Source organism: Streptomyces sp. CBMA156 (genome assembly GCF_014596515.1).
In the GTDB taxonomy this organism is placed as follows: Bacteria; Actinomycetota; Actinomycetes; order Streptomycetales; family Streptomycetaceae; genus Kitasatospora.
In genome coordinates, this window is sequence record NZ_MSJQ01000359.1 from 1 (window position 1) to 24025 (window position 24025).

Annotated in this window: 17 protein-coding genes and 1 pseudogene; 8 read left to right on the plus strand and 10 right to left on the minus strand. The window is 73.7% G+C overall.

Features of this window, described 5'->3' with window-relative positions:
* Positions 1 to 35: 35 nt before the first annotated feature.
* Together BU198_RS31235 and BU198_RS31240 are read right to left on the minus strand one after the other, a co-directional pair.
* Positions 36 to 2564, minus strand: a complete 2529-nt coding sequence (locus tag BU198_RS31235) for an FtsX-like permease family protein (protein WP_188300221.1) — start codon at positions 2562 to 2564, stop codon at positions 36 to 38.
* A gap of 234 nt (positions 2565 to 2798) precedes the next feature.
* On the minus strand, positions 2799 to 3413 hold the full coding sequence (locus tag BU198_RS31240; protein ID WP_188300222.1) for a DNA-binding response regulator: 615 nt from the start codon (positions 3411 to 3413) through the stop codon (positions 2799 to 2801).
* Positions 3414 to 3536: 123 nt separating this feature from the next.
* Between BU198_RS31240 and nth the strand changes: the two genes are divergently transcribed.
* The 4 genes from nth (at position 3537) to BU198_RS31260 (ending at position 7349) form a co-directional block, all read left to right on the plus strand.
* Positions 3537 to 4412 carry an endonuclease III gene (nth, locus tag BU198_RS31245; RefSeq protein ID WP_188300223.1) on the plus strand — a complete coding sequence of 292 codons (876 nt, stop codon included), beginning with the start codon at positions 3537 to 3539 and terminating at the stop codon, positions 4410 to 4412.
* A complete protein-coding gene (locus tag BU198_RS31250) occupies positions 4409 to 5185 on the plus strand; it encodes an NUDIX hydrolase (protein ID WP_188300224.1) in 777 nt (258 codons plus the stop codon). Before nth ends, BU198_RS31250 begins: the two co-directional genes overlap by 4 nt.
* A gap of 85 nt (positions 5186 to 5270) precedes the next feature.
* Positions 5271 to 6458, plus strand: a complete 1188-nt coding sequence (locus tag BU198_RS31255) for a MarP family serine protease (protein ID WP_188300225.1) — start codon at positions 5271 to 5273, stop codon at positions 6456 to 6458.
* 189 nt (positions 6459 to 6647) lie between these two features.
* A complete protein-coding gene (locus BU198_RS31260) occupies positions 6648 to 7349 on the plus strand; it encodes a metal-dependent hydrolase (RefSeq protein WP_188300226.1) in 702 nt (233 codons plus the stop codon).
* 120 nt (positions 7350 to 7469) lie between these two features.
* Here the strand turns inward: BU198_RS31260 and BU198_RS31265 are convergent, their stop codons facing one another.
* The 7 genes from BU198_RS31265 to BU198_RS31295 form a co-directional block, all read right to left on the minus strand.
* The gene (locus BU198_RS31265; protein WP_159028462.1) at positions 7470 to 7679 is read right to left on the minus strand and encodes a hypothetical protein; all 210 of its coding nucleotides are present in this window, start codon (positions 7677 to 7679) and stop codon (positions 7470 to 7472) included.
* 156 nt (positions 7680 to 7835) lie between these two features.
* A complete protein-coding gene (locus tag BU198_RS31270; RefSeq protein WP_188300235.1) occupies positions 7836 to 8834 on the minus strand; it encodes an alpha/beta fold hydrolase in 999 nt (332 codons plus the stop codon).
* Between the two features lie 395 nt (positions 8835 to 9229).
* A complete protein-coding gene (locus tag BU198_RS31275; protein WP_188300227.1) occupies positions 9230 to 9706 on the minus strand; it encodes a phage holin family protein in 477 nt (158 codons plus the stop codon).
* 259 nt (positions 9707 to 9965) lie between these two features.
* Positions 9966 to 11384: a Na+/H+ antiporter NhaA gene (gene nhaA, locus BU198_RS31280; RefSeq protein WP_317620400.1), complete on the minus strand. Its 1419-nt coding sequence runs from the start codon at positions 11382 to 11384 to the stop codon at positions 9966 to 9968.
* A 431-nt stretch (positions 11385 to 11815) separates the two neighbouring features.
* Positions 11816 to 13774: an acetate--CoA ligase gene (gene acs / locus BU198_RS31285; protein WP_188300229.1), complete on the minus strand. Its 1959-nt coding sequence runs from the start codon at positions 13772 to 13774 to the stop codon at positions 11816 to 11818.
* Positions 13775 to 14016: 242 nt separating this feature from the next.
* A complete protein-coding gene (locus BU198_RS31290) occupies positions 14017 to 16551 on the minus strand; it encodes a SulP family inorganic anion transporter (protein WP_188300230.1) in 2535 nt (844 codons plus the stop codon).
* 442 nt (positions 16552 to 16993) lie between these two features.
* Complete coding sequence (locus tag BU198_RS31295; protein WP_188300231.1) at positions 16994 to 18001, minus strand: ATP-binding protein; 1008 nt, start codon at positions 17999 to 18001, stop codon at positions 16994 to 16996.
* A 220-nt stretch (positions 18002 to 18221) separates the two neighbouring features.
* On the opposite strand from BU198_RS31295, the gene BU198_RS31300 reads away from it, so the two are divergent.
* Positions 18222 to 19112, plus strand: a complete 891-nt coding sequence (locus BU198_RS31300) for an oxidoreductase (protein WP_188300232.1) — start codon at positions 18222 to 18224, stop codon at positions 19110 to 19112.
* Between the two features lie 384 nt (positions 19113 to 19496).
* Here the strand turns inward: BU198_RS31300 and BU198_RS31305 are convergent, their stop codons facing one another.
* Positions 19497 to 20294 (minus strand): HAD family hydrolase, encoded by a 798-nt coding sequence (locus tag BU198_RS31305; RefSeq protein WP_188300236.1) that lies wholly within the window; start codon positions 20292 to 20294, stop codon positions 19497 to 19499.
* A gap of 833 nt (positions 20295 to 21127) precedes the next feature.
* Between BU198_RS31305 and ssd the strand changes: the two genes are divergently transcribed.
* The 3 genes and pseudogenes from ssd to BU198_RS31320 form a co-directional block, all read left to right on the plus strand.
* Positions 21128 to 22252: a septum site-determining protein Ssd gene (ssd, locus tag BU198_RS31310; RefSeq protein ID WP_188300233.1), complete on the plus strand. Its 1125-nt coding sequence runs from the start codon at positions 21128 to 21130 to the stop codon at positions 22250 to 22252.
* The gene (locus BU198_RS31315) at positions 22252 to 23589 is read left to right on the plus strand and encodes a TadA family conjugal transfer-associated ATPase (RefSeq protein ID WP_188300234.1); all 1338 of its coding nucleotides are present in this window, start codon (positions 22252 to 22254) and stop codon (positions 23587 to 23589) included. The genes ssd and BU198_RS31315 overlap by 1 nt, the downstream gene beginning before the upstream one ends.
* Before the next feature lie 147 nt (positions 23590 to 23736).
* Positions 23737 to 24025: pseudogene (locus BU198_RS31320) on the plus strand (hypothetical protein); the annotation flags it as partial.

Below are 24025 nucleotides of genomic sequence, written 5' to 3' on the forward strand. Positions count from 1 at the left end.
CCTCCCGGGCCGCCTGACCGTCCCGGAGGGCCCGGCTACTCGTGCGCGCCCAGCACCTCGACCGGCTTGCGTCGCAGCGCCAGCCGGGCGGTCAGCAGGACGGTGCCCATCCCCAGCAGCGCCGCCCCGCCCGGGACCGCGGCCACCCAGCCCCAGGGCAGCGCCGGCCGGGCCGTCCCGCCGAGCGCCAGGCTGACCGGGACCACGACGGCGGCGGTGACCCCCGCACCGAGGACGACCGCCACCGCGACGGTGATCCCGCCCTCCCAGGCCGTCATCCGCAGCACCTGGCCGCGGGTGGTGCCCACCACCCGCAGCAGCGCGAACTCGCGCAGCCGCTCGCCGGTGGCCATCACGAGGGTGTTGACCACGGCGATCGCGGTGAACAGGCAGACCACGCCGAGCATCAGCCGCCCGACCGCGCCGGCCGACTCCTGCCGATGCCGGCGCGCCGCGTCGTAGTCGGCCCGGTCGCTGACGCGGGCCATCGGATAGTCCGGGACGAGCCCCCGGAGCTCCCGGCCCACCTGCCGGGGGTCGGCGCCTGCGGCGGTACGGACCAGGACGGTCGACGCGAGCCGGTCCGGGGCGTGGCCGGCGGCGAAGGGGGCGGGCAGCAGCGCGTCCGCGAACCGCGCGTCGCGGTCGTAGACGGCGGCCACCGTGGCGCTGCCGCCGGTGCCGTCCTCCCACTCGATCCGGACGGTGGCGCCGACGCCGATCCGGAGCGCGGTGGCCGTATGACGCCCCAGCGCGACGCCCTCGCCGCGCAGCCCGTCCAGCGAGCCGGCCGTCACCCCGGGGTCGACCAGCTGCGCGAACTCCCGCGGGTCGACGATCCGGGCCTCCACCCCGTGGGAGCCGGAGTCGCCGACGGACACCATGGCGGTCGTGGACACCAGGCCGCCGGCCGCCTCGACGCCCGGCAACCGCCGTGCGGCAGCGGCGAATTCCGGGGGAATGCCGATCCCGTCGGCCTGGACCACGTGGTCGGCCAGCAACCGGCGGCCGTCCTCGGCCGTGTCGGCCGCGGCCTTGACCACCGGGACGAACAGCACCGAGCCGGTGAAGGCCACCGCCAGCACCAGCGGGGTGACGGCGGCGGCGAAACGGCGGGGCCGCGCCCGCAGGGCGGCGGCGGCGAGGAACCCGGTGACCGGGGAGAGCCGGCCCACCGGCCCGCCGATCGCCACGCTCGCGACCCGGCCGATCAGCGGCCCGAGCAGGGCCACCGCGAGCAGCAGTGCCGGCATCATGCTCTCGGCCGTCCCCGCCGCCCTGCGGCCTTCCGTGGAACGGGCCAGCACCACGCCGCACGTGGTGAGCGCGGCGAGTCCGAGGGCGGTCCTGACCCGGCCGACGCCGGGCGGCGGCGCCGAGGAGTCGCGCAGCGCCAGGGTCGGCGCGACCCGGGAGGCCCGGCGCGCCGCGGCCCAGACCGCGAGCTGCGCGGTCACCACCACCCCGCCGAGGACGATCGGCGGCGCGGTCGGCCCGAGGTGCAGCGGCAGGTCCCGGCCGACCACCCCGCGGTCGACCAGCTCGCCCCGCAGCAGCGCGGCGAGGCCGGCGCCGAGCGGGATGCCGACGACCGCCGCCAGGAGGGTCAGCAGCAGCGTCTCCAGCGCGATCATCCGCCGCACCTGCCCGGTGGTGGCGCCCACCGTCCGCAGCAGGGCCATCTCCCGCGTCCGCTGCTGAACGGAGAGCGAGAGCGCCCCCGCCACCACGAAGGCCGAGACGAACAGCGACAGCACACCCATCGTCCCGGCCAGCGAGGAGAGGCCGTCCCCGGGCCCCGGAGCGCCTCGGAACTCCAGCTCGCCCCGCTCGTCGCCGGTGTGCACCCGGGGCCCGTACGCGTACCCGTGGCGGCCCTGCCACCGGGCCGCGGCCACCACCTGCCTGACCTGCTCGGCTGCCACCCGCGGGTCGGCCCCGTTCTCGACGGTGATGCCGATCGCGTCCGCACCGGTGTCCGTCCCGGCCAGCCGGGCGGCCTGCCCGGGGGCGAAGAACAGCGCGCTCTGCCGGGCCGGCTCCCGGGGCGGTGCGGCCAGCCCGGACACGGTGTAGCCGCGCGGCGCCCCGGTGGTGGCCAGCCGGACGGTGTCACCGGCCGCGACCCCGGCGCGGGCGGCCGTCGCGGTGTCGAGGACCACCTCGTCGGGGCCGGCCGGGGCCCGGCCGGAGGCCAGCCGGAACGGGCCGAGGGCGGCGCTCGCCCAGGAGTGCCCCAGCGAGGGGCCGCCCTGTGGCCCGGACAGCACCCGCCCGGCCGCGGTGACCACGGACGCGGGGAAGGAGACCTCGGGGACGGCGGTCGTGACGCCGGGCAGCCCGGCGAGTGCGGCGGTCAGCGGTCCCGCGTCCGGGATCCGGCTGCTGTCGCCGATCACCGCGGCCGCCGCCGCGTAGCGCTCGGTGGGCGTGCCGGTGCGCAGGGCGGACTCCAGCAGCACCCCGCAGGCGGTGGTCAGGACCAGGGCGCAGACGAGCGCGGTGAAGGCGCCGGCGAAGCCCGCCTTCCGGCCCCGTACCGTCCGCCAGGCAGGCTTCAACACATGGCTCAGCTCCCCCGGTACGGCGCCCTCGACGTCCTCGCGAGCCTAGCTCCGGGTGTACCGGCCGGAATGTCCTTCGCTGACGAAGGGAGGCCCCGTTGAGCCTCGCCGGGGGTCGGTCATGGTCGGATCCATGCGAAACGCACGGTCCGTCAACGCCGGAGGCGCCATGTCACCGAAGCGATCTGCCGTCCGGGCTGGGCGTCGCCGGGCGTCGCCGGGCCGGCCGTGGAGCTAGACCGTCGGCAGCCAGCCCATCTCCTCGGCGATCCGGATCGCGTCGACCCGGCCGCGCCCTCCCGTCTTGGCCACCGCGGCGGCCAGGTGGTTGCGCGCGGTGCCCGTCGAGATGAACAGCCGGGCGGCGATCTCGTCGGCGGAGTCCCCCTGCGCCGCGAGCCGCAGGACCTCCGACTCGCGGGGTGTCAGCGGGTTCTCCCGGACGTCCAGGGCGGCCAGCGCCAGCTCCGGGTCGACGACCCGCTGGCCGGCCGCCACCTCCCTGATCGCCGCCGCCAGCTGCTGCGCCGGGGCGTCCTTCCCGAGGAACCCGAGCGCACGGGCGGAGAACGCGGCGCGCAGGTACGCGGGTCGCACCAGTCCGGTGAGGACCAGCGTCCGGCAGCCGGGGAGCTTCTCGTGGAGTTCGGCCGCCGCCCGCAGCCCGTCCAGTCCCGGCAGGTCGATGTCGAGCACCGCGACGTCCGGACGCACCTCCAGGGCGGTCGGCACCACCAGGTCCCCGCGCTCCACGTCGGCGACGACCTCCAGGTCCTCCTCGTAGGCGAGGAGGGCCATCAGCGCGCCGCGCACCATGCTCATGTCCTCGGCCAGCAGGACCCTGATCATCCGCACTCTCCCCCTGTCAGGTGACGGCCACGGGCGGGGTTCATTAGACAACAGGCCCTGCCAGGGGCCGTTTCCGCGCTTGATCGGCCCCGAGCGGTCCGCCGGTCGGCGTAGCCTTCGTGCATGGCAGAGAGCAAGGTCCGGACGGCCGCGGCGAAGCCGGTGGCGAAGAAGGCGGCGGGGAAGCCGAGGAAGCCGGAATCGCACCTGGCGATGGTGCGGCGGGCCCGGAGGATCAACCGCGAGCTGGCGGAGCTGTACCCGTACGCGCATCCGGAGCTGGACTTCGAGAACCCCTTCCAACTGCTGGTGGCCACCGTGCTGTCGGCGCAGACCACCGACCTGAGGGTGAACCAGACCACCCCGGCGCTGTTCGCGAAGTACCCGACGCCGGAGGACATGGCGGCGGCGAACCCGGAGGAGCTGGAGGAGGTCATCCGCCCGACCGGCTTCTTCCGGAACAAGGCGAAGTCGCTCATCGGCCTCTCGATAGCGTTGCGCGACGAGTTCGGCGGCGAGGTGCCCGGCAGGCTGGACGACCTGGTGACCCTGCCCGGTGTCGGCCGCAAGACCGCCAACGTCGTCCTCGGCAACGCCTTCGGGGTCCCCGGCATCACCGTGGACACCCACTTCGGGCGGCTGGCCCGGCGGTTCGGCTGGACCACCGAGGAGGACCCGGTGAAGGTCGAGGCGGCCGTCGCCGAGATCTTCCCGAAGTCGGAGTGGACGATGCTCTCGCACCGCGTGGTCTTCCACGGCCGCCGGATCTGCCACTCCCGCAAGCCCGCCTGCGGCGCCTGCCCGATCGCACCGCTCTGCCCCGCGTACGGCGAGGGGGAGACCGACCCGGAGAAGGCGGGCAAGCTGCTGAAGTACGAGATGGGCGGTCAGCCGGGGCAGCGGCTCCGGCCCCCGGCCGACTTCCCCGGTGAGGCGGCCGCCCGCGCGGACGCCGCCGTCCACCACGGGCGGGTCGCGGACCTGGCGGTGGACGCATGAGCGAGCGGTGGGGGCACCCCGGCGGCCCGGAGACCGGAGGCGCCGTGCGGGGCATCGAGCCCCACGGTCTGCCGGACTGGCTCGCGCCCGTGCAGGAGGCGGCCGAGCGGGTGCTGCCGGAGCAGCTGAGCCGCTTCCTGCCGCCGGCCGAGGGCGGCCGTCCCGCGGCCGTGCTGATGCTGTTCGGCGAGGGGCCGGACGGTCCCGACCTGCTGCTGATCGAGCGGGCCCGCTCACTGCGCTCGCACGCCGGCCAGCCGTCCTTCCCCGGCGGCGCGCTGGACCCGGAGGACGGCGACCCGAACGGTCCCGGACCGATCGCGGCGGCGCTGCGCGAGGCCTGGGAGGAGACCGGGCTGGACCCGGCCGGGGTGCAGGTGTTCGCGGAGCTGCCCCGGCTGTACATCCCGGTGAGCGACTTCGTGGTGACCCCGGTGCTCGGCTGGTGGCGCGAGGAGTCGCCGGTGCACCCGGTGGACGAGGGCGAGACCGGCGCGGTGTTCCGGGTCACGCTCGCGGACCTGGCCGACCCGGCGAACCGGGTGCGGCTGCGGCACCCCTCCGGGCACCTCGGGTCGGCCTTCGCGGTCGCCGGGCGGCTGGTCTGGGGCTTCACCGCCGGGGTGATCGACCGGGTGCTGCACCACAGCGGCATGGAGCTGCCGTGGGACCCGTCCCGGATCGTCGACCTCTCGGACGAGGCGCTGGCCCTGGTCCAGGGCGACCTCGAACACTCCAGGGCGCTGCCGGGCGGCGACTCCGGCGCCTCGTGACCGGCCGGCGGCGCGTCCGGCGGGTCCGGTCCGTTGTGACGGGCCGTCGGTGCGTCCGGCGCGCGGACCGTGGGAGGGTGTCCGGGTGAACGTCCTGGATGTGCTGCTGATCGCCGCGGCCGTGGCATTCGCCGTGTCGGGCTACCGGCAGGGCTTCGTGGTCGGCGTGCTCTCGCTGGTCGGCTTCCTCGGCGGCGGCCTGCTGGCCGTCGAACTGCTGCCGCTGCTGGTGCTCGACCACATCGGCCCCGGCACCACGGCCTCGGTGGTGGCCGTCGTGGTGGTGATCGTCCTCGCCGCGATCGGCCAGGCGGTCACCGCGCACTTCGGCTGGAAGCTGCGCGGGCACATCGGACGCCGCCCGGCCCGGGTGCTGGACGCGTCCGGCGGCGCGGTGGTGAACGTCGTCTCGATGCTGCTGGTGGCCTGGCTGATCGGGTCGGCGCTGGCCGGGGCGTCGCTCCCGACCGTCTCCAAGCAGGTCCGCTCCTCGGCGGTCCTCGGCGGGGTGCAGGACGCACTGCCCGGCGACGCGCCGAACTGGTTCTCCGACTTCTCCAAGGTGCTCGCCCGCAACGGCTTCCCGCAGGTGTTCAACCCCTTCGAGCACGAGCCGATCACCCAGGTCGACACCCCCGACCCCGCGCTCGCCGCCAGCCCGGCGGTGGCGCGGGCCCGGCAGAGCCTGGTCAAGGTGGTCGGCACGGCGACCTCCTGCAGCAAGACCCTGGAGGGCAGCGGCTTCGTCTTCGCCCCGCACCGGGTGATGACCAACGCCCACGTGGTCGGCGGGGTCAACGAGCCGACCGTGCAGATCGGCGGGGTCGGCCAGCTGTACGACGCGACGGTGGTCCGCTACGACTGGCAGCGCGACATCGCCGTCCTGGACGTGCCCAAGCTGAACGCCCCCGCGCTGACCTTCGCAGGCGAGGCGAAGACCAACGACAGCGCGATCGTGGCCGGCTTCCCGGAGAACGGCGCCTTCAACGTCCAGCCGGCCCGCATCCGCGGCCGGATCCAGGCCAACGGCCCGGACATCTACCACCGCGGCCAGGTGGTCCGTGACGTCTACTCGGTGCGCTCGGTGGTCCGGCAGGGCAACAGCGGCGGGCCGCTGCTCACCCCGGACGGCGAGGTGTACGGCGTGGTGTTCGCCAAGTCCCTGGACAGCGCGGACACCGGCTACGTGCTGACCGCGGCCGAGGTCAGGGAGGACGCCGAGCGGGGCGTCGCCGCGACCGCCCGGGTGGACACCCAGGGCTGCGCGCTCTGAGCGGGCGGCGCGGCCGGTCGCCGGCCGCCGCTCCCCGGTCGCCGATCGTGGTCCGGAGGGCGCGCCGGACCGGACCGCCCGATATCCGTCACACCGTCAGGCGGCCCTGATAGCGTCGGCCGCGCTCACCCGTTCGGCTCAATCGGACGCCGTCCAGGAGTGGGCCCGACGGGAGGTCCCGGCAGTCCGATGATGGGTCACTCGCACGCGGTGAGCGGGGCGATGCTGTACGCGGCCTCGGCTCCCTTCCTGCCCCCGCTGCTGCTGCACACCACCTTGCAGCCGGCGGACATACTGATGGGCACGGTGCTGTGCGCGGGCGCGGCCCTGCTGCCGGACCTCGACCACCACGACGGCTCGATCGCCAACTTCCTCGGCCCGGTCTCCAAGGCGCTCTGCCGCTTCGTGGCCTGGGCCTCGGGAGGCCACCGGCACGCCACCCACTCGCTGCTGTTCGTCGCGCTGACGGGCGCCGGCACCTGGGCCGGGGTGACCTTCCTGGGCCGCAACTTCACCCTCGGGCTGACCTTCTTCCTGCTGGCGCTGGCGATCAGGGCCCTGCGGCTCTGCCCGCCGGGCGACGGCCCGGAGGCGTGGATCACCGTCATCGGCCTGGCCGCGCTCGGCACCTTCGGGATGAACACCTGGATGCCCAACTCGCCCGGCTGGCTCCCGTACGCGGTGGCCCTGGGCACGCTGGCACACCTGCTCGGCGACTGCCTGACGAAGAAGGGCGCGCCGCTGCTCTGGCCGCACAAGGAGCGCTACGAGATCGTGCTGATCAAGCGCAGCGGCAACAGCGTCGAGACCAAGGTGCTGGTGCCGATCATGTCGGTGGCGACCTTCGTCCTGCTCTGGTTCACCGCGCTGTCGCCGACCATCGTGAACTGAACGGGGTGCCGGGTGCCCGGCATCCCGGCCGGTGTGGCGGCCGGTGCGACCGCTGTGCGACGGCTGTGTGGCGGCCGAGGTGGCGGCTGTGTGACGGCCGGTGTGACGCGGCGCGAGGCCTCAGGTCTCGCGCCGCAGCCGTGCGCCCACCCAGCGGGCGCGCCGGCCGAGGATGCGGGGGATGCCGAGCTGCCGCCGCTCCGTGCGCTGACGGCCGTCGGGGCCGTCGAAACCGAGGTCGTCCGCCCGGTCGGGCCGGTGGGCGGAACGCTGGGGGCTGTTGTGGCGTCGGCCGCGCGGAGCGCCGCCGCTTTCGGGCATCCAACTCATACCGGAAGGGATGCCCCTGGGCCGGTGGGGGTAACCGCCCCGGCCTCGCCGAAATTGGCCTATGCGGATGTCATATGAGCGTCAAGCCAAGGGAGTTGGGCCCAACGGCCCTTCCGGTGCCGACCGCACGTCCGGCCCTGCCCCACCCGTCACCGGCTACTCCTTGTGACGGCCGATCCAGTCCAGCAGCTCGGCCGTGAACTCCTCCGGCGCCTCCTCGTGCGGGAAGTGCCCGACCCCCGGCAGCAGCCGCCAGCGGTACGGCGCGGCCACGTACTCGCCGCCCCCGAGCGCGGTGTGCGACAGCAGCACCGGGTCCGCCGCGCCCTGGATGTGCAGGGTCGGCGCGGTGATCGGCTTCTTCATCCGCCGGGCGAACTGGATGCCGTCCGGCCGGGCCAGCGAACGCAGCAGCCAGCGGTACGGCTCGATCGAGCAGTGCGCCGTGCTGGGGATCTGGATCGCCTGCCGGTACGCGTGCACGGCGGCCTCGTCCAGGCCGTTCGGGCCGGTCCAGGAGGTCAGGTAGCCGCCGACCAGCTCGGCGTCGTCGGCCACCAGCCGGCGCTCCGGTATCCACGGCCGCTGGAAGCCCAGCACGTGCTCGAAGGCGGCGAACTGCCGACGGTCGGTCAGCAGCGCCCGGCGCAGGTCCCGCGGGTGCGCGGCGGAGACGACGGTCAGGCTCTGGATGACGGACGGACGCATCACCGCCGCCACCCAGGCCAGGGTGCCGCCGGAGGCGTGCCCGACCAGGTGCGCCCGGCGCTCGCCGAGCGAGCGGATCACACCGGTGATGTCCAGGGCGAGGTTGCCGGGGTCGTACCCGCGCGGGGTGCGGTCGCTGCCGCCGACGCCGCGCAGGTCGAGCGCCACCGCCCGGTAGCCGGCCGCGGCGAGCGCGGTCAGCTGGTGGCGCCAGGCCCACCAGTACTCGGGCCAGCCGTGCACCAGCAGCACCAGCGGGCCGGAGCCCAGCTCGGCGATGTGGAAGCGGGCGCCGTTGGCCGCGAGGTCGCGGTGCGTCCACGGGCCGGCCTGCCGGACGCTCCAGGCCTCGCCGCCCTGCGCCGGGGCGTCGCCGGAGGCCGCTTCGACGGGTTCCCGTGCCGGCTTCCGCCCGGGCTCCCGTTCCGGCTCCGGGGTGGGCGCCAGGCCGGCGCCGTCCGGCGCGGTGCCGAGGCCGTCGCGGCCGTCCGGCGCGGTGCCGGCCGGGCCGTCGGAGGCGGTGCCGGGGCCTTCGGGGGTGAGGCCGGCGCCGGAGTCGGGACCGGAGTCGGCGGACGGCTGCGCGGGCACGGGCTTCTGGTCAAGCGGCATACCGAGAGCGTGTCACATCCGCGCGTCGGACACGTGCCCGGCACTCGTTGTCGGCGGGTCCGGCGGCCGGTCGGCGCGGGGCCCCGCCGCGGGGCAGGGAGACGCTCCTGCCGGTGGGCCCATGGACCCGCGGAGCACGGATTCCCGGGCTCATGGATCCGTGGAATCACGGAGTCGCGGGCTCACGGATTCACGGGCTCACAGATTCACGGAGTCACGGACCTACGGACCTACGGGATGCGACCGAGGGCCCGGTCGATCTCCTCCTGGGTGGCCGGGCGCGGACGGGCGTTCTTCAGCACGTCGGCCGTCTTCTGGGCGCCCTCGATGGTGCGGACCGGCTTCTCGATCTTCTTGAACGAGCGCCAGGCCAGCACCCCGAGCAGCACCGCGAGCAGCAGGTAGGCACCGGCCACGACCAGGAAGGACCAGCCCAGCGAGAGGCCCAGCGCGTGGATGCCGAAGGCCGCGGCGGCGCTCAGCATCGGGATGGAGAACAGCGCCACCACGCCGGCGACGATCAACGAGACGCCGCCGGAGACGCCGCGCTTGACGTCCGCCCTGATCTCGGCCTTGGCGAGCGCGATCTCGTCGTGGACCAGCGCGGACAGGTCGGCGGTGGCCGCCGCGAACAGCTGCCCCACCGAACGCTCGCCCTCGTAGGGCGCCCGGCCGTTGCTGGACGGGTCTGCGGCTCCTGCGGGCATCAGCGGTTCTCCTCTGCGGCTGTGCGGCGTGACGCCGCCGCGGGTGTGCGGTTCCGGGAGCCGGTGGGGGTTCCGGAGACGTCTGTGGATTGTCGACAGCTCAGAATCATGCCCCTACCGGTCAGTCGGACACCACTCCGGGGCCCCGCCGGAGGGACGTGTCCCGGCGGCCGGGGCCCTCCGGACGCAGTTCGGAGGCCTTCCGGAGGGTCTTTCTGAGGGGCTTCCGGTGCTGTCCCGGGCGGATCCCAGCCGTGCCTCAGGCCTGCGGCCCGGGCCGGTCCTGGTGGCCCTGGTGGCCTTGGTGGTCCGAGCCCGGGTCCTCGCCGGTGGCCGGGCGGGCCGCCTCGCCGACCCGTGCCCGCCAGGCCGGGTCGTCCTCCTGGTAGACGTCCGGGATGCCGTCCCCGTCCACGTCCCGGTCCTCCTCCTCGCACAGCGCGCGGTAGTGCCGGTTGCGCAGCTTGAGCAACACGGTGGCGACCGTCGCGCAGATCAGCGAACCGAGCAGGACGGCGGTCTTGGCCCGCTTGGCGAGGTCCGGGTCGTCGGGGAAGGCCAGCTCGCTGATCAGCAGCGAGACGGTGAACCCGATGCCCGCGAGCACCGAGACGGCGACCATGTCGGACCACTTGAGCTGCGGGTTCAGTTCGGCCCTGGTGTACCGGGCGGTCAGCCAGGTACCGCCGAATATGCCCACCGACTTGCCGACCAGCAGCCCGACCACGATGCCGATCGGGGTGGCCTGGGTGAACACCTCGCGCAGCGCCGAGCCGGAGATCACCACCCCGGCCGAGAACAGTGCGAACAGCGGGACGGCCACGCCGGCCGAGAGCGGGCGGACCAGGTGCTCGATGTGCTCGCCGGGGGAGTGCTTCTCGTCGCCCTCCCGGTGGCAGCGCAGCATCAGGCCCATCGCGACGCCCGCCACCGTGGCGTGGATGCCGCTCTCGTGCATCAGCGCCCAGGTCACGACGGCCAGCGGCACGAAGATGTACCAGCCGTGGACACCGCGCCGGTGCAGGAACCAGAACAGCACCAGCCCGGCGAAGGCGAGGCCGAGTGCCCAGAACTTGATGCCGTGACTGTAGAAGACCGCGATGATCAGGATCGCGATCAGGTCGTCGACCACGGCCAGGGTGAGCAGGAAGGCGCGCAGCGGGGACGGCAGGTGGCTGCCGACCACGGCCAGCACCCCGAGTGCGAACGCGATGTCGGTGGCGGTCGGGATCGCCCAGCCACCGGGGTGTCCGCCGCTGCCGGAGTTCACCAGGGCGAAGAGGATCGCGGGCAGCGCGACCCCGCAGACGGCGGCGGCCACGGGCAGCAGCGCGGCACTGGGCGTGCGCAGCTCGCCGGCGACGAATTCGCGCTTGAGCTCGATCCCGGCGACGAAGAAGAAGATCGCCAGCAGGCCGTCCTTGGCCCAGGTGGCCAGGGAGAGGTCGAGGTGCAGCGGGGCGGAGGGACCGACGGTGTAGTCGAGCATGCTCTGGTACGCCTGCGGCCAGACATTGGCCCAGATCAGCGCGATGGCCGCGGCGCCCAGCAGCAGCATGCCGCCGACCGTCTCGGTGCGCAGGGCGTCGGTGATGAACGTGCGCTCGGGCAGTGACAGCCGGCCGAGGAACTGCCGGCGGCGGGTCGTCGGCTCGTGGACGGGCGGCTGATCGGTCACGGGGACCTCCTGGGGCTGGGAGCGGCAACGGATACACGGGTGGTGTAGTTGCCGACCAGACTTCCCGGCGCGCCCTGTGACGTCCGCGATTCCCGTCAAGGGATCTTGATACGTCCCTAACAGTCTAGCGGGAGATTCGGGTGACATCCGGATTGTCCTACTCAAGGACTTAAGCCCTGTGGGCCGGTTCTGCACTCCGGAGGAGCACCGAACCGCCGCCCGGACGGTCCTGAAGAGCGCCGAACGGTCCCGGACGGCTGCCGCTCGCCCACGCGGCGAGTGGGGGTGGACGCGGCGTCGTGGCGACCGAAACGGCTGTGCCCCGGGCGGTGGTCACCGCCCGGGGCACAGCCGTTGTCCGTCTCAGTCCGTCTCAGCCCGGTTCAGCCGTCGCCGGCCTGGTGGGCCCGGCTGTCGCCGGCCCGGTGGGTTCAGCCGTTGCCGTTGTCCGAGGCCGGGAGCTGGGCCTGGATCTGGCTCATCACCGTGCTGTCGGCCAGGGTGGTGGTGTCACCGACCTCGCGGCCCTCGGCGATGTCGCGCAGCAGGCGGCGCATGATCTTGCCGGAGCGGGTCTTCGGCAGCTCGCCGACCACCTTGATCTGCTTCGGCTTGGCGATCGGGCCGAGCGTGCGGCCGACGTGCGCCCGCAGCTCCTCGACCAGCTCGGGGCTCTCGGTGGCGCCGCCGCGCAGGATCACGAAGGCGACGATGGCCTGGCCGGTGGTGGCGTCGGTGGCGCCGACCACGGCGGACTCGGCCACGGACGGGTGGCCGACCAGGGCCGACTCGACCTCGGTGGTGGAGATGTTGTGGCCCGAGACGAGCATGACGTCGTCCACCCGGCCGAGCAGCCAGATGTCCCCGTCATCGTCCTTCTTGGCGCCGTCACCCGCGAAGTAGCGGCCCTCGAAGCGGGACCAGTAGGTGTCGATGTAGCGCTGGTCGTCGCCCCAGATGGTGCGGAGCATGGACGGCCACGGCTCGGTGAGCACCAGGTAGCCGCCGGAACCGTTCGGCACCTCGTTGGCCTCGTCGTCCATCACGGTGGCCGCGATGCCCGGCAGGGCGCGCTGGGCCGAGCCCGGCTTGGTCTCGGTGACGCCCGGCAGCGGGCTGATCATGATGGCGCCGGTCTCGGTCTGCCACCAGGTGTCCACGATCGGGCACTTGCCGGCCCCGATGTGCTCGCGGTACCAGATCCAGGCCTCGGGGTTGATCGGCTCGCCGACGCTGCCCAGCACCCGCAGCGAGGACAGGTCGAACTTCGCGGGGATGTCGTCGCCCCACTTCATGAAGGTGCGGATCGCGGTCGGCGCGGTGTAGAGGATGGTCACGCCGTACTTCTGGACGATCTCCCAGAACCGGCCCTGGTGCGGGGTGTCCGGGGTGCCCTCGTAGATGACCTGGGTGGCGCCGTTGGAGAGCGGGCCGTAGACGATGTACGAGTGGCCGGTGACCCAGCCGATGTCGGCGGTGCACCAGTAGACGTCGGTTTCCGGCTTGAGGTCGAAGACCGCGTGGTGGGTGTAGCTGGCCTGGGTGAGGTAGCCGCCCGAGGTGTGCAGGATGCCCTTGGGCTTACCGGTGGTGCCCGAGGTGTAGAGGATGAACAGCGGGTGCTCGGCGTCGTGCGCCTCGGGGGTGTGCTCGGTGGACTGGCGCGCGGTGATCTCGTGCCACCAGACGTCGCGGCCCTCGGTCCACGGGACGTCCTGCTCGGTGCGGCGGACCACCAGGACGTGCTCGACGCCGTCGACCTTGGTGAGCGCCTCGTCGATGGCGGGCTTGAGCGCCGAGGGCTTGCCGCGGCGGTAGCCGCCGTCGGAGGTGATGACGAGCTTGGCCTGGGCGTCCCGGATGCGGGAGGCGACGGCGTCGGCGGAGAAGCCGCCGAAGACCACCGAGTGGGTGGCGCCGATCCGGGCACAGGCGAGCATCGCGACGACCGCCTCGGCGATCATCGGCAGGTAGACGGCGACCCGGTCGCCCTTGCGGACACCGAGCTCCAGCAGGGCGTTGGCGGCCTGCGAGACCTCGTCCTTGAGCTGGGCGTAGGTGATCGAGCGGCTGTCGCCGGGCTCGCCCTCGAAGTGGATGGCGACCCGGTCGCCCAGGCCGTTCTCCACGTGGCGGTCGACGCAGTTGTACGCGACATTGAGCTTGCCGTCGGCGAACCACTTGGCGAACGGCGGGTTGGACCAGTCGAGGGTCTCGGTCGGCTCGACGGCCCAGGTGAGGCGACGGGCCTGCTCGGCCCAGAAGCCCAGACGGTCCTCGGAGGCCTGCGCGTACGCGGCCGCGGTGACGTTGGCGGCTGCGGCGAGCTCTGCCGGCGGGGCGAAGCGCCGCTCCTCCTTGAGCAGGTTGGCCAGGCTCTCGTTGCTCAACGCGCACTCCTCATCGAGTCATGATCGGGGGCGATCCCGTGCGTGGGGATTGTCCCGTGTGTCCCAGCGCACAGCTCACCAGGCGAACGGGGCAGTTGACAAGAGGCTCCTGTGAATTGGTGTAGACCTTTGACCGACGGGCGGCCGACTTCCCGTGCGGTCCGCCGCGGAGAGCCGGCGATCCGTGCGAGGGTGGGTGGGCCCGTGCCCCGGCCCGCCCGGCGGGGGCACGGACCCGGCTCTCAGGCGGCCAGCTGTGGGCCCTCCCCGCTGCCCTCTACCGGAATCCGATCGTCCTCATTCACCCGTTCGGCCGATGCTGTGTGGGGTCGGGCACGGGGGCCGGTCCCGGTATCGGCCTCGGCGTGGTGTTCGATTTTGCCTGTGGTGTGGCTCCCGGCGTCGTCCTCGGTTCGGGCTGCGGTTCGGGCCGCAGCGCCGTTCCCGGGATGCTCCTTGCCGCCACGATCCTCGCTGCGGTCTTCACCGTGGTTCTCGCTGCGGGCCTCGACCGGGCTGAACGTCCCGGCTGCCCGGTCCAGGACGTAGGCCTGGGCCGTCGCGAAGTCGAAGTACATCCCGACCAGCCGCAGGGTGCTCTCCTCGACCCTGCGCTCCACCGCCGGGTTCGCCATCAGCTGGTCCAGCTGCTGGACCACGTTGGTGATGCAGAGCTGCTCCGCGACGTCCACCACGGGCCTGGTGGCGAACTCCGCCGGCACCCGCCGGAGCCGGTCCAGCGAGCCGCGGCCGTTGCGCAGCCAGCGGGCCAGCGGGGTGGGCTGCCCCGGGCGCTCGTGCACTCCGTCCAGCAGGGCCTGCATCGCGCCGCAGCCGGAGTGGCCGCAGACCGTGATCGAGCGCACCTCCAGCACCTCGACCGCGTACTGCACCGCGGCGGCCACCGAGTCGTCCGCCGCACCGGGTTCGTGCGGCGCCGGCACCAGGTTCCCCACGTTGCGCACGGTGAACAGGTCGCCCGGACCGCTGTTGGTGATCATGCTGGTGACCATCCGGGAGTCCGCGCAGGTCAGGAAGAGCTGGGAGGGCGTCTGCCCCTCCCGGGCCAGCCTGGCGAGTTCCGGTCTGACCAGCGGGGCGGTGTGCAACTGGAACACCCGGACGCCGTCCAGCAGCCGGCCGTGCGGGTCCTCCTGCTGTTCGATGCAGTGGTGGCCGACCCAGGGCGTCCAGGCCCGGCAGCGGTGCGGGCCCGGTGGACTGCCCGCGCGCACCGTGCCGTCCGGATCGAGCACCTCGTCGTCCTGGCGTCGCGTCACCATCGAGACCCGGCCGCCCGCGTTCTGGTGCCCGGCTCGCCAGGTGTGCAGCGTCTCGTACGCGGCGTGGTCCAGGAAGGAGCCGTCGTGGACCACGGTGACCCCGGCCCCGGCCGGGATGCCGGCCAGGGCCCGGCCGAGCCGGGGGACGGCGGTGAAGGTGAGCGGGCCGTGGGTCCGGACGGTGACCGTGCCGTCGGGGCCGGTCTCGACGTCCACATGGGCCCGGGTCAGCCGGTGGAGGGCGAGCAGTGCGGCGGTGCCGGCCCCGATCGCGACGCCCCACAGCACGCCACCGGCCACCACACCGAGCACGGTGATCAGGTAGACGGGGAACTCGCGGTGCCGGTGCACCTTGCGGATGTGCGCGAAGCGCACCATCTGCAGCCCGACCACCAGCACCAGCGCGGCGAGCGCGGCCAGCGGGATCCGGCGCAGTCCGCCGGTCAGCGCCAGCGCGGCGGCCAGCACCCAGACGCCGTGCAGCACCGAGGCCCACCTGGTCCGGGCGCCGGCCCGCACGTTGGCGGTGCCGCGCACCGCGCCACCGGCGATCGGCAGCCCGCCGACGAGGCCGCTCACCAGGTTGGCCAGGCCCTGGCCGCGCAGTTCGCGGTCGAGGTCGCCGGTGCGGCGGGACATCCGGTCGATCGCGACGGCGGACAGCAGCGACTCCACGCTGGCCACGGCGGTGACGGTGAGGGCGGCGGCGAGCAGCCCGAGGAGCGGGCCGTGCGGCAGGGTGGGCAGGAACACGTCCGGCCGCCAGGCGGGCAGTTCGACGTGGGCGAGCCGAAGGTCCAGGGCGAGCACGAGCGCGGTGGCCAGCGCGACACCGGCCAGCGGACCCGGCACCCCGGCCAGCCGGGCGCCGAACTCTCCCGCACGGCCCGGGAGCCGGCCGAGCCGAGGCCAGCAGATCAGGACGGCCACGGTCGCCGCGCCGGCCACCAGCGCGGGTGGGCGAGGGTCGGCCAACTGCCGTGGCAGGGCGAGCAGGTCGGCGATCGCGGAGCCCTGCGGCGAGCCGCCCAGGACGACGTGCAGTTGCGCGATGGCGATGGTGATTCCGACTCCGGCCAGCATGCCGTGCACGATCGCGGGCGAGACGGCGAGCGCGGTCCTGGCCACCCGGCGTGCGCCGAGCAGGAGTTGGAGCAGCCCGGCGGCGACGGTGATGGCGCAGGTGGCCCGCCAGCCGTACTGGGCGATCAGTCCGGCGGTGATCACCGTCAGCGCCGCGGAGGGGCCGCTGACCTGGAGCGGTGTGCCGCCGAACAGTCCGACCACGATCCCGCCCACGGCCGCGGCGGCCAGGCCGGCGGTGAGCGGGGCGCCGGTGGCGAGCGCGATGCCGAGGGAGAACGGCACGGCGATCAGGGAGACCACGAGGGAGGCGGAGAGGTCCTGGGCCCAGCGGATCCGGGAGCCCGGGCCCGGTGGCGCGTGGTCGGTGGTGTCGGAGGCGATGGGGGCGCTGGAGATGTCGAGGGTCATTGTCTTCCCGTCTGTCCGGGGGAGCGAACGCAGTCAGGTCCGGTGGTGGGTCCGGCGTGGGGCCGGGGCGGATCGGCTGTCGTGGGTCGCGACGGTGTGGCGGGATGGCGTGGGCGCGGCGGGGGAGTGCGGGATGTCACCGGCCGGCGTTGACCATCAGGGCCGCCAGGGGTCCGGGCGAGGTGCGGGACGTCTCGCGAGGGCCACCGGGCGAACCATCAAGACTCGGTAAACCGAGGGTAATGAAAGCTTTGCACAGCGTGGTTACGGGAGGGAAGCGGAAAACCCCCTCGTTCACCCCAATGGGTGGTGGTCGAACCGCCGGGAATCTGCTGGTGGCGGCGGTCGGCCCGGACGAACGGGCCGGGTCCTGGTACGCCGACGGGCCGCGGCCTCCCCGGGGTGGGGAGGGCCGCGGCCCGTCCGGCTGCGGTGGAGCGGGTCAGACGTGGGCGCCCGCCGGGGACGTGCGCTCGTCTTCGTCCGCGAACTCGCCCAGCACGAAGTCGTCGTCCACCTGGGTGGCGAGGTCGATGCCGACCTTGGAGTTGGCCCAACTCTCCGCGTTGCGGCGGTGGAAGAGCACCGCCTGCTCGGTGTAGCGGCGCGCGTCCCGCCGCCCGTACGCCGTGTCGGCCTCGATCCGCAGTTCCTCCAGCACGGCCCGGTTGGCCGGCTCCAGGGACTTCAGCGGCGGCTCGGCGCCCTGTTCCAGGCGACGTACCCAGTCCGACTGCCCGAAGGTGGTCAGCAGGTCGTCGCCGACCTCGCGACGCAGGAAGGCCAGGTCGTCCGGGCCCTGCACCTTGTTGCCGACCACCCGCAGCCGCACGCCGAAGTCGCGGGCGTAGTCCTTGTACTGGCGGTAGACGGAGACGCCCTTGCGGGTCGGCTCGGCCACCAGGAAGGTCAGGTCGAAGCGGGTGAACAGGCCGGAGGCGAAGGAGTCCGAGCCCGCGGTCATGTCGGTCACCAGGTACTCGCCCGGGCCGTCCAGCAGGTGGTTGAGCAGCAACTCCACCGCGCCGACCTTGGAGTGGTAGCAGGCCACCCCGAGGTCCTCCTCGGTGAAGGCGCCGGTCGCCAGCAGCCGGACGGAGCCCTCGTCCAGTGCGATCGGGCGGGCGCAGGAGGCGTAGACCGGGTTCTCCTCAACGATCCGCAGCAGCCGCGAACCGCGGCCGGGCGGCGTGGTTTTGATCATCTCGTCGGAGGAGCGGATCAGCGGGTTGCTGCCGCGCAGGTAGTCCTTGATCTCCGGCAGGTGCCCGCCCAGCGAGGGCAGTCCGACCGCCTGGTCGTCCGTCAGCCCCAGGGCGGGGCCCAGGTGCTGGTTGATGTCGGCGTCCACGGCGATGACCGGCCGGCCTTTGGCTGCCAGGTGGCGGATGAACAGGGCGGACAGCGTGGTCTTCCCGCTGCCGCCCTTGCCGACGAAGGCGATCTTCATCTGGGGACTCCGGCTCTCGCTCTGGGCCCTCGCTACGGGCCGCCTGCCCAGGGGCCGCGTGGGGGCGGGATCCCCTAGTTGGAAATCGTTATCGTCTCCGATAGCGGTCATGCTAGCCGGGGTTTGGGGTCCGTCGGGGGCGGGAAGTGAGGATTGCCTCTAACGGGTGATGCGGGGTTGCTGTTCCGGGAGGGGCGGTCTGTTCATTACTCTCGGGTAGGTGAGCACTGGAACTGATCCCCTCGCCCCGCTGGCCCAGCTCCCCGGGGTGCCCGACGCGGTGGCCGAGGTGCGCAAGGCCGTCGACCGGCTCTACGGCCATCGGGTGATGCGCCGCCGCGCGGCCGAGGTCACCTCCGAATCCGCGCTGCGCGGCGCCCGCGCTTCGGCGGCCCTGGCCGGGGCCGACTGGTCGCTGGAGGAGGTCCGCCGCCGCAGCGACTTCGGCGCGGAACCCGAGGCCAGGACGGTCGGTGCGGCCCTGCGGATCGCCGCCGAGGCCGGTCAGCTGCTCAGCATCTGGCGGCACTCGCCGCTCCAGGTGCTGGCCCGGCTGCACCTGCTCGCGGTCGGCGACGGCGAGCAGGCCGCGGGCCGCCCGCGGCGGGCCGGGGAGGGCGCCGAGGAGCTGTTCCCGCTGGAGCTGAAGCCGGTGGAGAGCGTCGAGGTCGACGCCGTGGACGGGCCCTTGCCCGTGCTGCCGCCCGCCCCGGGCGCGGACGAGGTCGCGGCCAGGCTCGACCAGCTCTCCCGGCTGCTGGTGGCGCGCGCGGAGGGCCAGGGCGTCGGTACGCCGGCCCTCGTCGTGGCCTCGGTGGTGCACGGCGAACTGCTCGCACTGCGGCCGTTCGGCACCCACAACGGGGTGATCGCCCGGGCCGCCCAGCGGATCGTGCTGATCGCGGAGGGCCTCGACCCGAAGTCGGTCTGCCCGGCCGAGGTCGGCCTGGCCGAACTCGGCACCGCCGCCCACCGCCGGGCCCTCGCCGGCTATCTGGCGGGGACCCCCGAGGGGATGGCGGCCTGGATCGCGCACTGCGGCCGGGCGCTGCGGCTCGGCGTGCGCGAGAGCACGGCGGTCTGCGAGGCGATGCAGCGCGGGATGGTCTGAGCGGCCGGTCCTGACCGGCGCGAGCGCCCCGTCGAGGGGCGTGCGGACACGATGATGCGGCGGCACCCGCTCCTGCTGGGTGCCGCCGCTGGTGCAGATACCGGGTGACCATGCATGCACCGGAAGTGCCGATCAGACGGGGATCCTGCCCGTTCGTCTGGTCCGGCGGCCCGACAGCGGGTCGGCTGCATGTGGGTGCCCGGATATCTGTACGTGCGGTCCGTGGGGCCTTAACTGCGTTGTCGGTTTGACCTCTTAGGTCCTGACCGGGTCTCGCGGGCCGTGCTTCATTTGTATCGCGTTTCGGGCGAAAGGGGAACCCGAAACGAGAAGTCTGTCCCGATTGACCGTTTTGTCCAAGGAGTGCCGGGCGACACGGTCCGCTCAGGCCGCGGGGCGCCGCCGGCGGGCCAGGTACCAGATCACCCCGGCGGTCACGGCGGCCGTCCCGACCGCCACGGCGGTCAGCACCGAACCGCTCGGAGCGGAGAACTCGGGCAGCCGGCGCCGCAGTTCCACCGGCTTCTCGAAGACCAGCACCGGCCACTCCCGGGCCTGCGCCTCCTTCCGCAGCGCGCGGTCCGGGTTGACGGCCGACGGGTGGCCGACCGCTTCCAGCAGCGGCAGGTCGGTGGAGGAGTCGCTGTAGGCGTAGGAGGCGGCCAGGTCGTAGCCCTCGGTCGAGGCCAACTCCCGGATGGCGGCGGCCTTGTTCTCGGCGTAGGCGTAGTACTCGATCTCGCCGGTGTAGCAGCCGTCCTCGACCTGGAGGCGGGTGGCGATCACGTGGTCCGCGCCGAGCAGCCGGCCGATCGGCTCGACCACCTCGGAGCCGGAGCTGCTGACGATCACGACGTCCCGCCCGGCCGCGTGGTGCTGCTCGATCAGCGAGGCGGCCTCGTCGTAGATGATCGGGTCGATCAGGTTGTGCAGGGTCTCGGCGACGATCTCGCGGACCTGCTGGACGTTCCAGCCCCGGGTGAGTGCGGAGAGGTACTCGCGCATCTTCTCCATCTGGTCGTGGTCCGCGCCGCCGACCAGGAAGACGAACTGGGCGTACGCACTGCGCAGTACGGCCCGACGGTTGATCAGGCCGCCCTGGTAGAACGGGCGGCTGAAGGCCAGCGCGCTCGATTTGGCGATGATGGTCTTGTCGAGGTCGAAGAAGGCCGCCGTGCGCAGCCCGCCGGGTCGGGGGAGGTCGGGCGGACGGAGTTCTCCGGGCCCGGTGGTGTCGCCCTGGGACTCGTCGGCGTGGTCGTCGGCGTTCTCGGTGGTGTCCACGGGAACCGAGGATAGAGGGAGCCGCAAAAGACCCCGCCATTCGGCGTACTCGTGGGCGTGTGGGTTTGTGTTTCTGGCCGCTCGGGTACACCATGGAAGTCACGGATCGTTCGCGACCGTGCTAACCCGGTCCGGCTCCTCCCCCCCGAGTCGGGCTGTGGATAGACGACCCCCGCTCTCCCCCCCGGCGGGGGTCGTCGCACGTCCGGGGCCATTTTCAGGGCTTGAACGCCCTTCGCGGCGCATTCGGCGCCGCCGCTCCGGCGGCTTACAGGGGGTGTCCGCGGTTCGGACCGCTGACCGACTTTCGTCACTCTGCGTCGCCATTTGCTCATGCCGGTCGAAGATCGAACGGCTGGTTCCGATCGGTGGCGACGGCCTCTCGGAGCGCGGTGTCCGGACGGTGTCGGGCGGTGCTCCGGAGAACGACCGGACGGGACGCGGCGGGTCGCCGGTTCATCTCTGTGACCCCCTTTCGTCAATTCTTCGCCGATTAGCCCCCCGCCCGGGTGAACGTTTTCATCCACAGTCCACGAGTTATCCACAGGCAATCGGAACTCGGATGACGGAATCCGGATCTCCCCCCACCGTGATGACCGGCGGCGGTCGCCGGGCAGGGCCTCAACCCCCCTTCCTCCCCCAGAGGTCTGCCTGGCGGCTGTCCGCCGGAAACCGTCCGACGTGCGTCGCCGGCCACCCCCGGTGGCCGGCGACGCGGAGGGGAGACCACCTTGTCGACGCCGATCGCCGACCACATCACCGCCGAGGGCCCCGCTGTCGCCGGGCCGCTCGTCGTCACCGAGGACGAGGGCCTGGCCGAGCACCTGCTGCGGATCTGCGCGGCGGCCGGCACCGAGCCGAGGCTGGTCAGGGGTGCGCCGCCGACGCGGGAGCTCTGGGAAGGAGCCTCGCTGGTCCTGGTCGGGGACGACCAGGCGGTCCGCTGCTCCGATCTGGGGCGGCGCGGCGGCGTGCTGCTGCTCGGGCTGGACCTGGACGACCCCGGAGTCTGGGTCAGAGCCGTCCGGCTCGGGGCCGAGCACGTGCTGTTCCTGCCCGACGCCGAAGCCTGGCTGCTCGACCGGATCGCCGACGCGGCCGAGGGCGTCGGGTGCCCGGCGGTCACCGTGTCGGTGCTCGGCGGGCGCGGCGGGGCCGGGGCCTCGACCCTGGCCTGCGCGCTGGCGGTCACCGCCGCCCGGGCGGGCCGGCGGACGATGCTGATCGACGGCGATCCGTTGGGCGGGGGCCTCGACATCCTGCTCGGCGGCGAGCGGGTCAGCGGGTTGCGCTGGCCCGATCTGGCCGGCTCCCGCGGGCGGGTCAGCGGGGCCGAGCTGGCCAGGGCGCTGCCGGCGCTCAAACGGCTCACCGCGCTGTCCTGCCTGTCCTGGGACCGCGGCGACACCCTGACCGTGCCGCCGGAGGCCATGCGCAGTGTGCTGGCCGCATCCAGACGGCGCGGCGGGCTGGTGGTGGTCGACGTGCCCCGTCACCTCGACGCCGCCGCCGGGCAGGCGCTGGAGCAGTCCGACCTGGCGCTGCTGGTGGTGCCGTCCGAACTGCGCGCGGTGGCCGCCGCAGACCGGGTCGCGGCGGCGGCCCGGATGCGGCTCGGGGACGTCAGGGCCGTGGTGCGACCGGTGCAGGCCGCCGGGCTCGCGACCCGGCAGATCGTCCGCGGGCTGGGGCTGGCACTGGCCGGGGAGCTGGAACCGGAGCCGGGCCTGGCCCAGGACGTCGTGAAGGGCGTCCCGCCCGGGAGCCGGGAGAGCGGCCCGCTGGCACGCTTCTGCGCGACCTTCCTGAACGAGGTGCTGCCGCCGGTGCCGGTGGTCGGAGGAGGTGTGTACTGATGGACCGTCTGCGTCGAACAGTCCTGCGGGGCGGCTCGTCCGGCCCGGGTGCCGGTGCGCGGGAGCACCGGCCGCTCAGGAGCGTGCCGCCGACCGGCAGGCTGCCGGAGGCCGAGCACGGGCCCTGCCCGTACGGCCGGACGGCCCGCGAGCAGCGGACGGCGGCCCTGGTGGACGCGGTCCGGCTGCGACTGGCCGAGTCGGGGGCAGCCCCGACGGCAGGCTCGGTCGCGGCCGCGCTGCGGGCCACCCGCCCGCCGCTCGGCGGGGACGAGGTCCTGGACACCGTGCGCTCGCTGCGCGCCGAACTGGTGGGTGCGGGCCCGCTGGACCGGCTGCTGGCGGCGTCCGACGTCACGGACGTCCTGGTGAACGGGCCGGACGAGGTGTGGGTCGACCGTGGCGGCGGCCTGCACCGGGCCACCGGAGTCCGGTTCGCCGATGCCGAGGCGGTGCGGCGGCTGGCCCACCGGCTGGCCACCGCGGCCGGGCGGCGGTTGGACGACGCCCGTCCGTGGGTGGACGCCAGACTGCCGGACGGCACCCGGCTGCATGCCGTGCTGCCGCCGATCGCGGCCGGCTGCACCCACATCTCGCTGCGGGTCTGCCGTCCCCGGCCGTTCACGCTCGACGAGTTGGTGGCGGGCGGGTCGCTGCCACCGGAGGGGGCGGAGCTGCTCGCGGGGATCGTGCGGGCCCGGCTGTCGCTGCTCGTGTCGGGTGGGACGGGCTCGGGGAAGACCACGCTCCTGTCGGCCCTGCTCGGCCTGGTCGGGCCGGACGAGCGGATCGTGGTCGCCGAGGACTCCGCTGAGCTGCAACCGGCCCACCCGCACGTGGTCCGGTTGCAGGGCCGCCCGCCGAACCAGGAGGGGCTGGGCGAGTTCACCCTGCGGGATCTGGTCCGCCAGGCGCTGCGGATGCGCCCGGACCGGTTGGTGATCGGCGAGGTCCGCGGGGCCGAGGTGTCGGACCTGCTGGCCGCTCTGAACACCGGGCACGAGGGCGGCTGCGGCACGGTCCACGCCAACACGGCGGCGGACGTGCCGGTCCGGCTGGAGGCCCTGGGCTCGCTCGCCGGTCTCGACCGGCCGGCCCTGCACAGCCAACTGCGCTCCGCGCTCGACGTGGTGGTGCACCTGGTCCGTGATCCGGGCTCGGGGCGGCGCCGGGTGGCGGAGATCCACACGCTGGCCGGGGACGGCGCCGGGCTGGCCGTGACCACACCCGCGGTGGCCTTTCCCGCGTCCGGCGGGTTGCGCCCCGGCGCGGGCTGGGAGCGGCTGGTCGGACTGCTGGCGGCGCGCGGGGTGTCGCTCGGGTTGGGGCGGTCGTGATCGCGGTGACGGCGGCCGGTCCGGCCGGGCCGGACGTACGGGTGGTGGAACTCGCCTTCGTCCTGCTGCTGGGCGGGTGTGTGGTGGCCGCCGTGGCGTTGCTCGGTGGCTCGGGACGGAAAGACCGACGACAACGGAGGTGATGATATGACGCAGAGTCAGTTCATGCTCTGCTGGGTGATGGTGCTGTGCCTGGCGGCCGTCATGGCGTGGCGCACGGTGCAGGAGCAGCTGCCGGGCGGGCGGCGCTCCAGGCTGGTGCCGGCGGGCAACGGGCCTCCGCGGCGGGGGCCCGATCCGGAGGCCGTGGCGAGGCGCCGGGGACGGCTGCGGGGTCGACTGCCGGAGTTCCTGGCGCCCGAACTGCTGCTCCTGCCGGTCGGGTTGGCTGCCGGGCAAGCCGCCGCCTCGCCGGTGCCGCCGCTCGCGGCCGCGC

What these genes read in the sequence shown, in the direction of transcription:
- BU198_RS31295 (WP_188300231.1), bottom strand. Translation starts at nt 18,001, where the DNA reads ATGAAGATCGCCTTCGTCGGCAAGGGCGGCAGCGGGAAGACCACGCTG.
- BU198_RS31265 (WP_159028462.1), bottom strand. Translation starts at nt 7,679, where the DNA reads ATGAGTTGGATGCCCGAAAGCGGCGGCGCTCCGCGCGGCCGACGCCAC.
- BU198_RS31315 (WP_188300234.1), top strand. Translation starts at nt 22,252, where the DNA reads ATGGACCGTCTGCGTCGAACAGTCCTGCGGGGCGGCTCGTCCGGCCCG.
- BU198_RS31240 (WP_188300222.1), bottom strand. Translation starts at nt 3,413, where the DNA reads ATGATCAGGGTCCTGCTGGCCGAGGACATGAGCATGGTGCGCGGCGCG.
- nth (WP_188300223.1), top strand. Translation starts at nt 3,537, where the DNA reads ATGGCAGAGAGCAAGGTCCGGACGGCCGCGGCGAAGCCGGTGGCGAAG.
- BU198_RS31275 (WP_188300227.1), bottom strand. Translation starts at nt 9,706, where the DNA reads ATGCCCGCAGGAGCCGCAGACCCGTCCAGCAACGGCCGGGCGCCCTAC.
- BU198_RS31250 (WP_188300224.1), top strand. Translation starts at nt 4,409, where the DNA reads ATGAGCGAGCGGTGGGGGCACCCCGGCGGCCCGGAGACCGGAGGCGCC.
- BU198_RS31260 (WP_188300226.1), top strand. Translation starts at nt 6,648, where the DNA reads ATGATGGGTCACTCGCACGCGGTGAGCGGGGCGATGCTGTACGCGGCC.
- BU198_RS31290 (WP_188300230.1), bottom strand. Translation starts at nt 16,551, where the DNA reads ATGACCCTCGACATCTCCAGCGCCCCCATCGCCTCCGACACCACCGAC.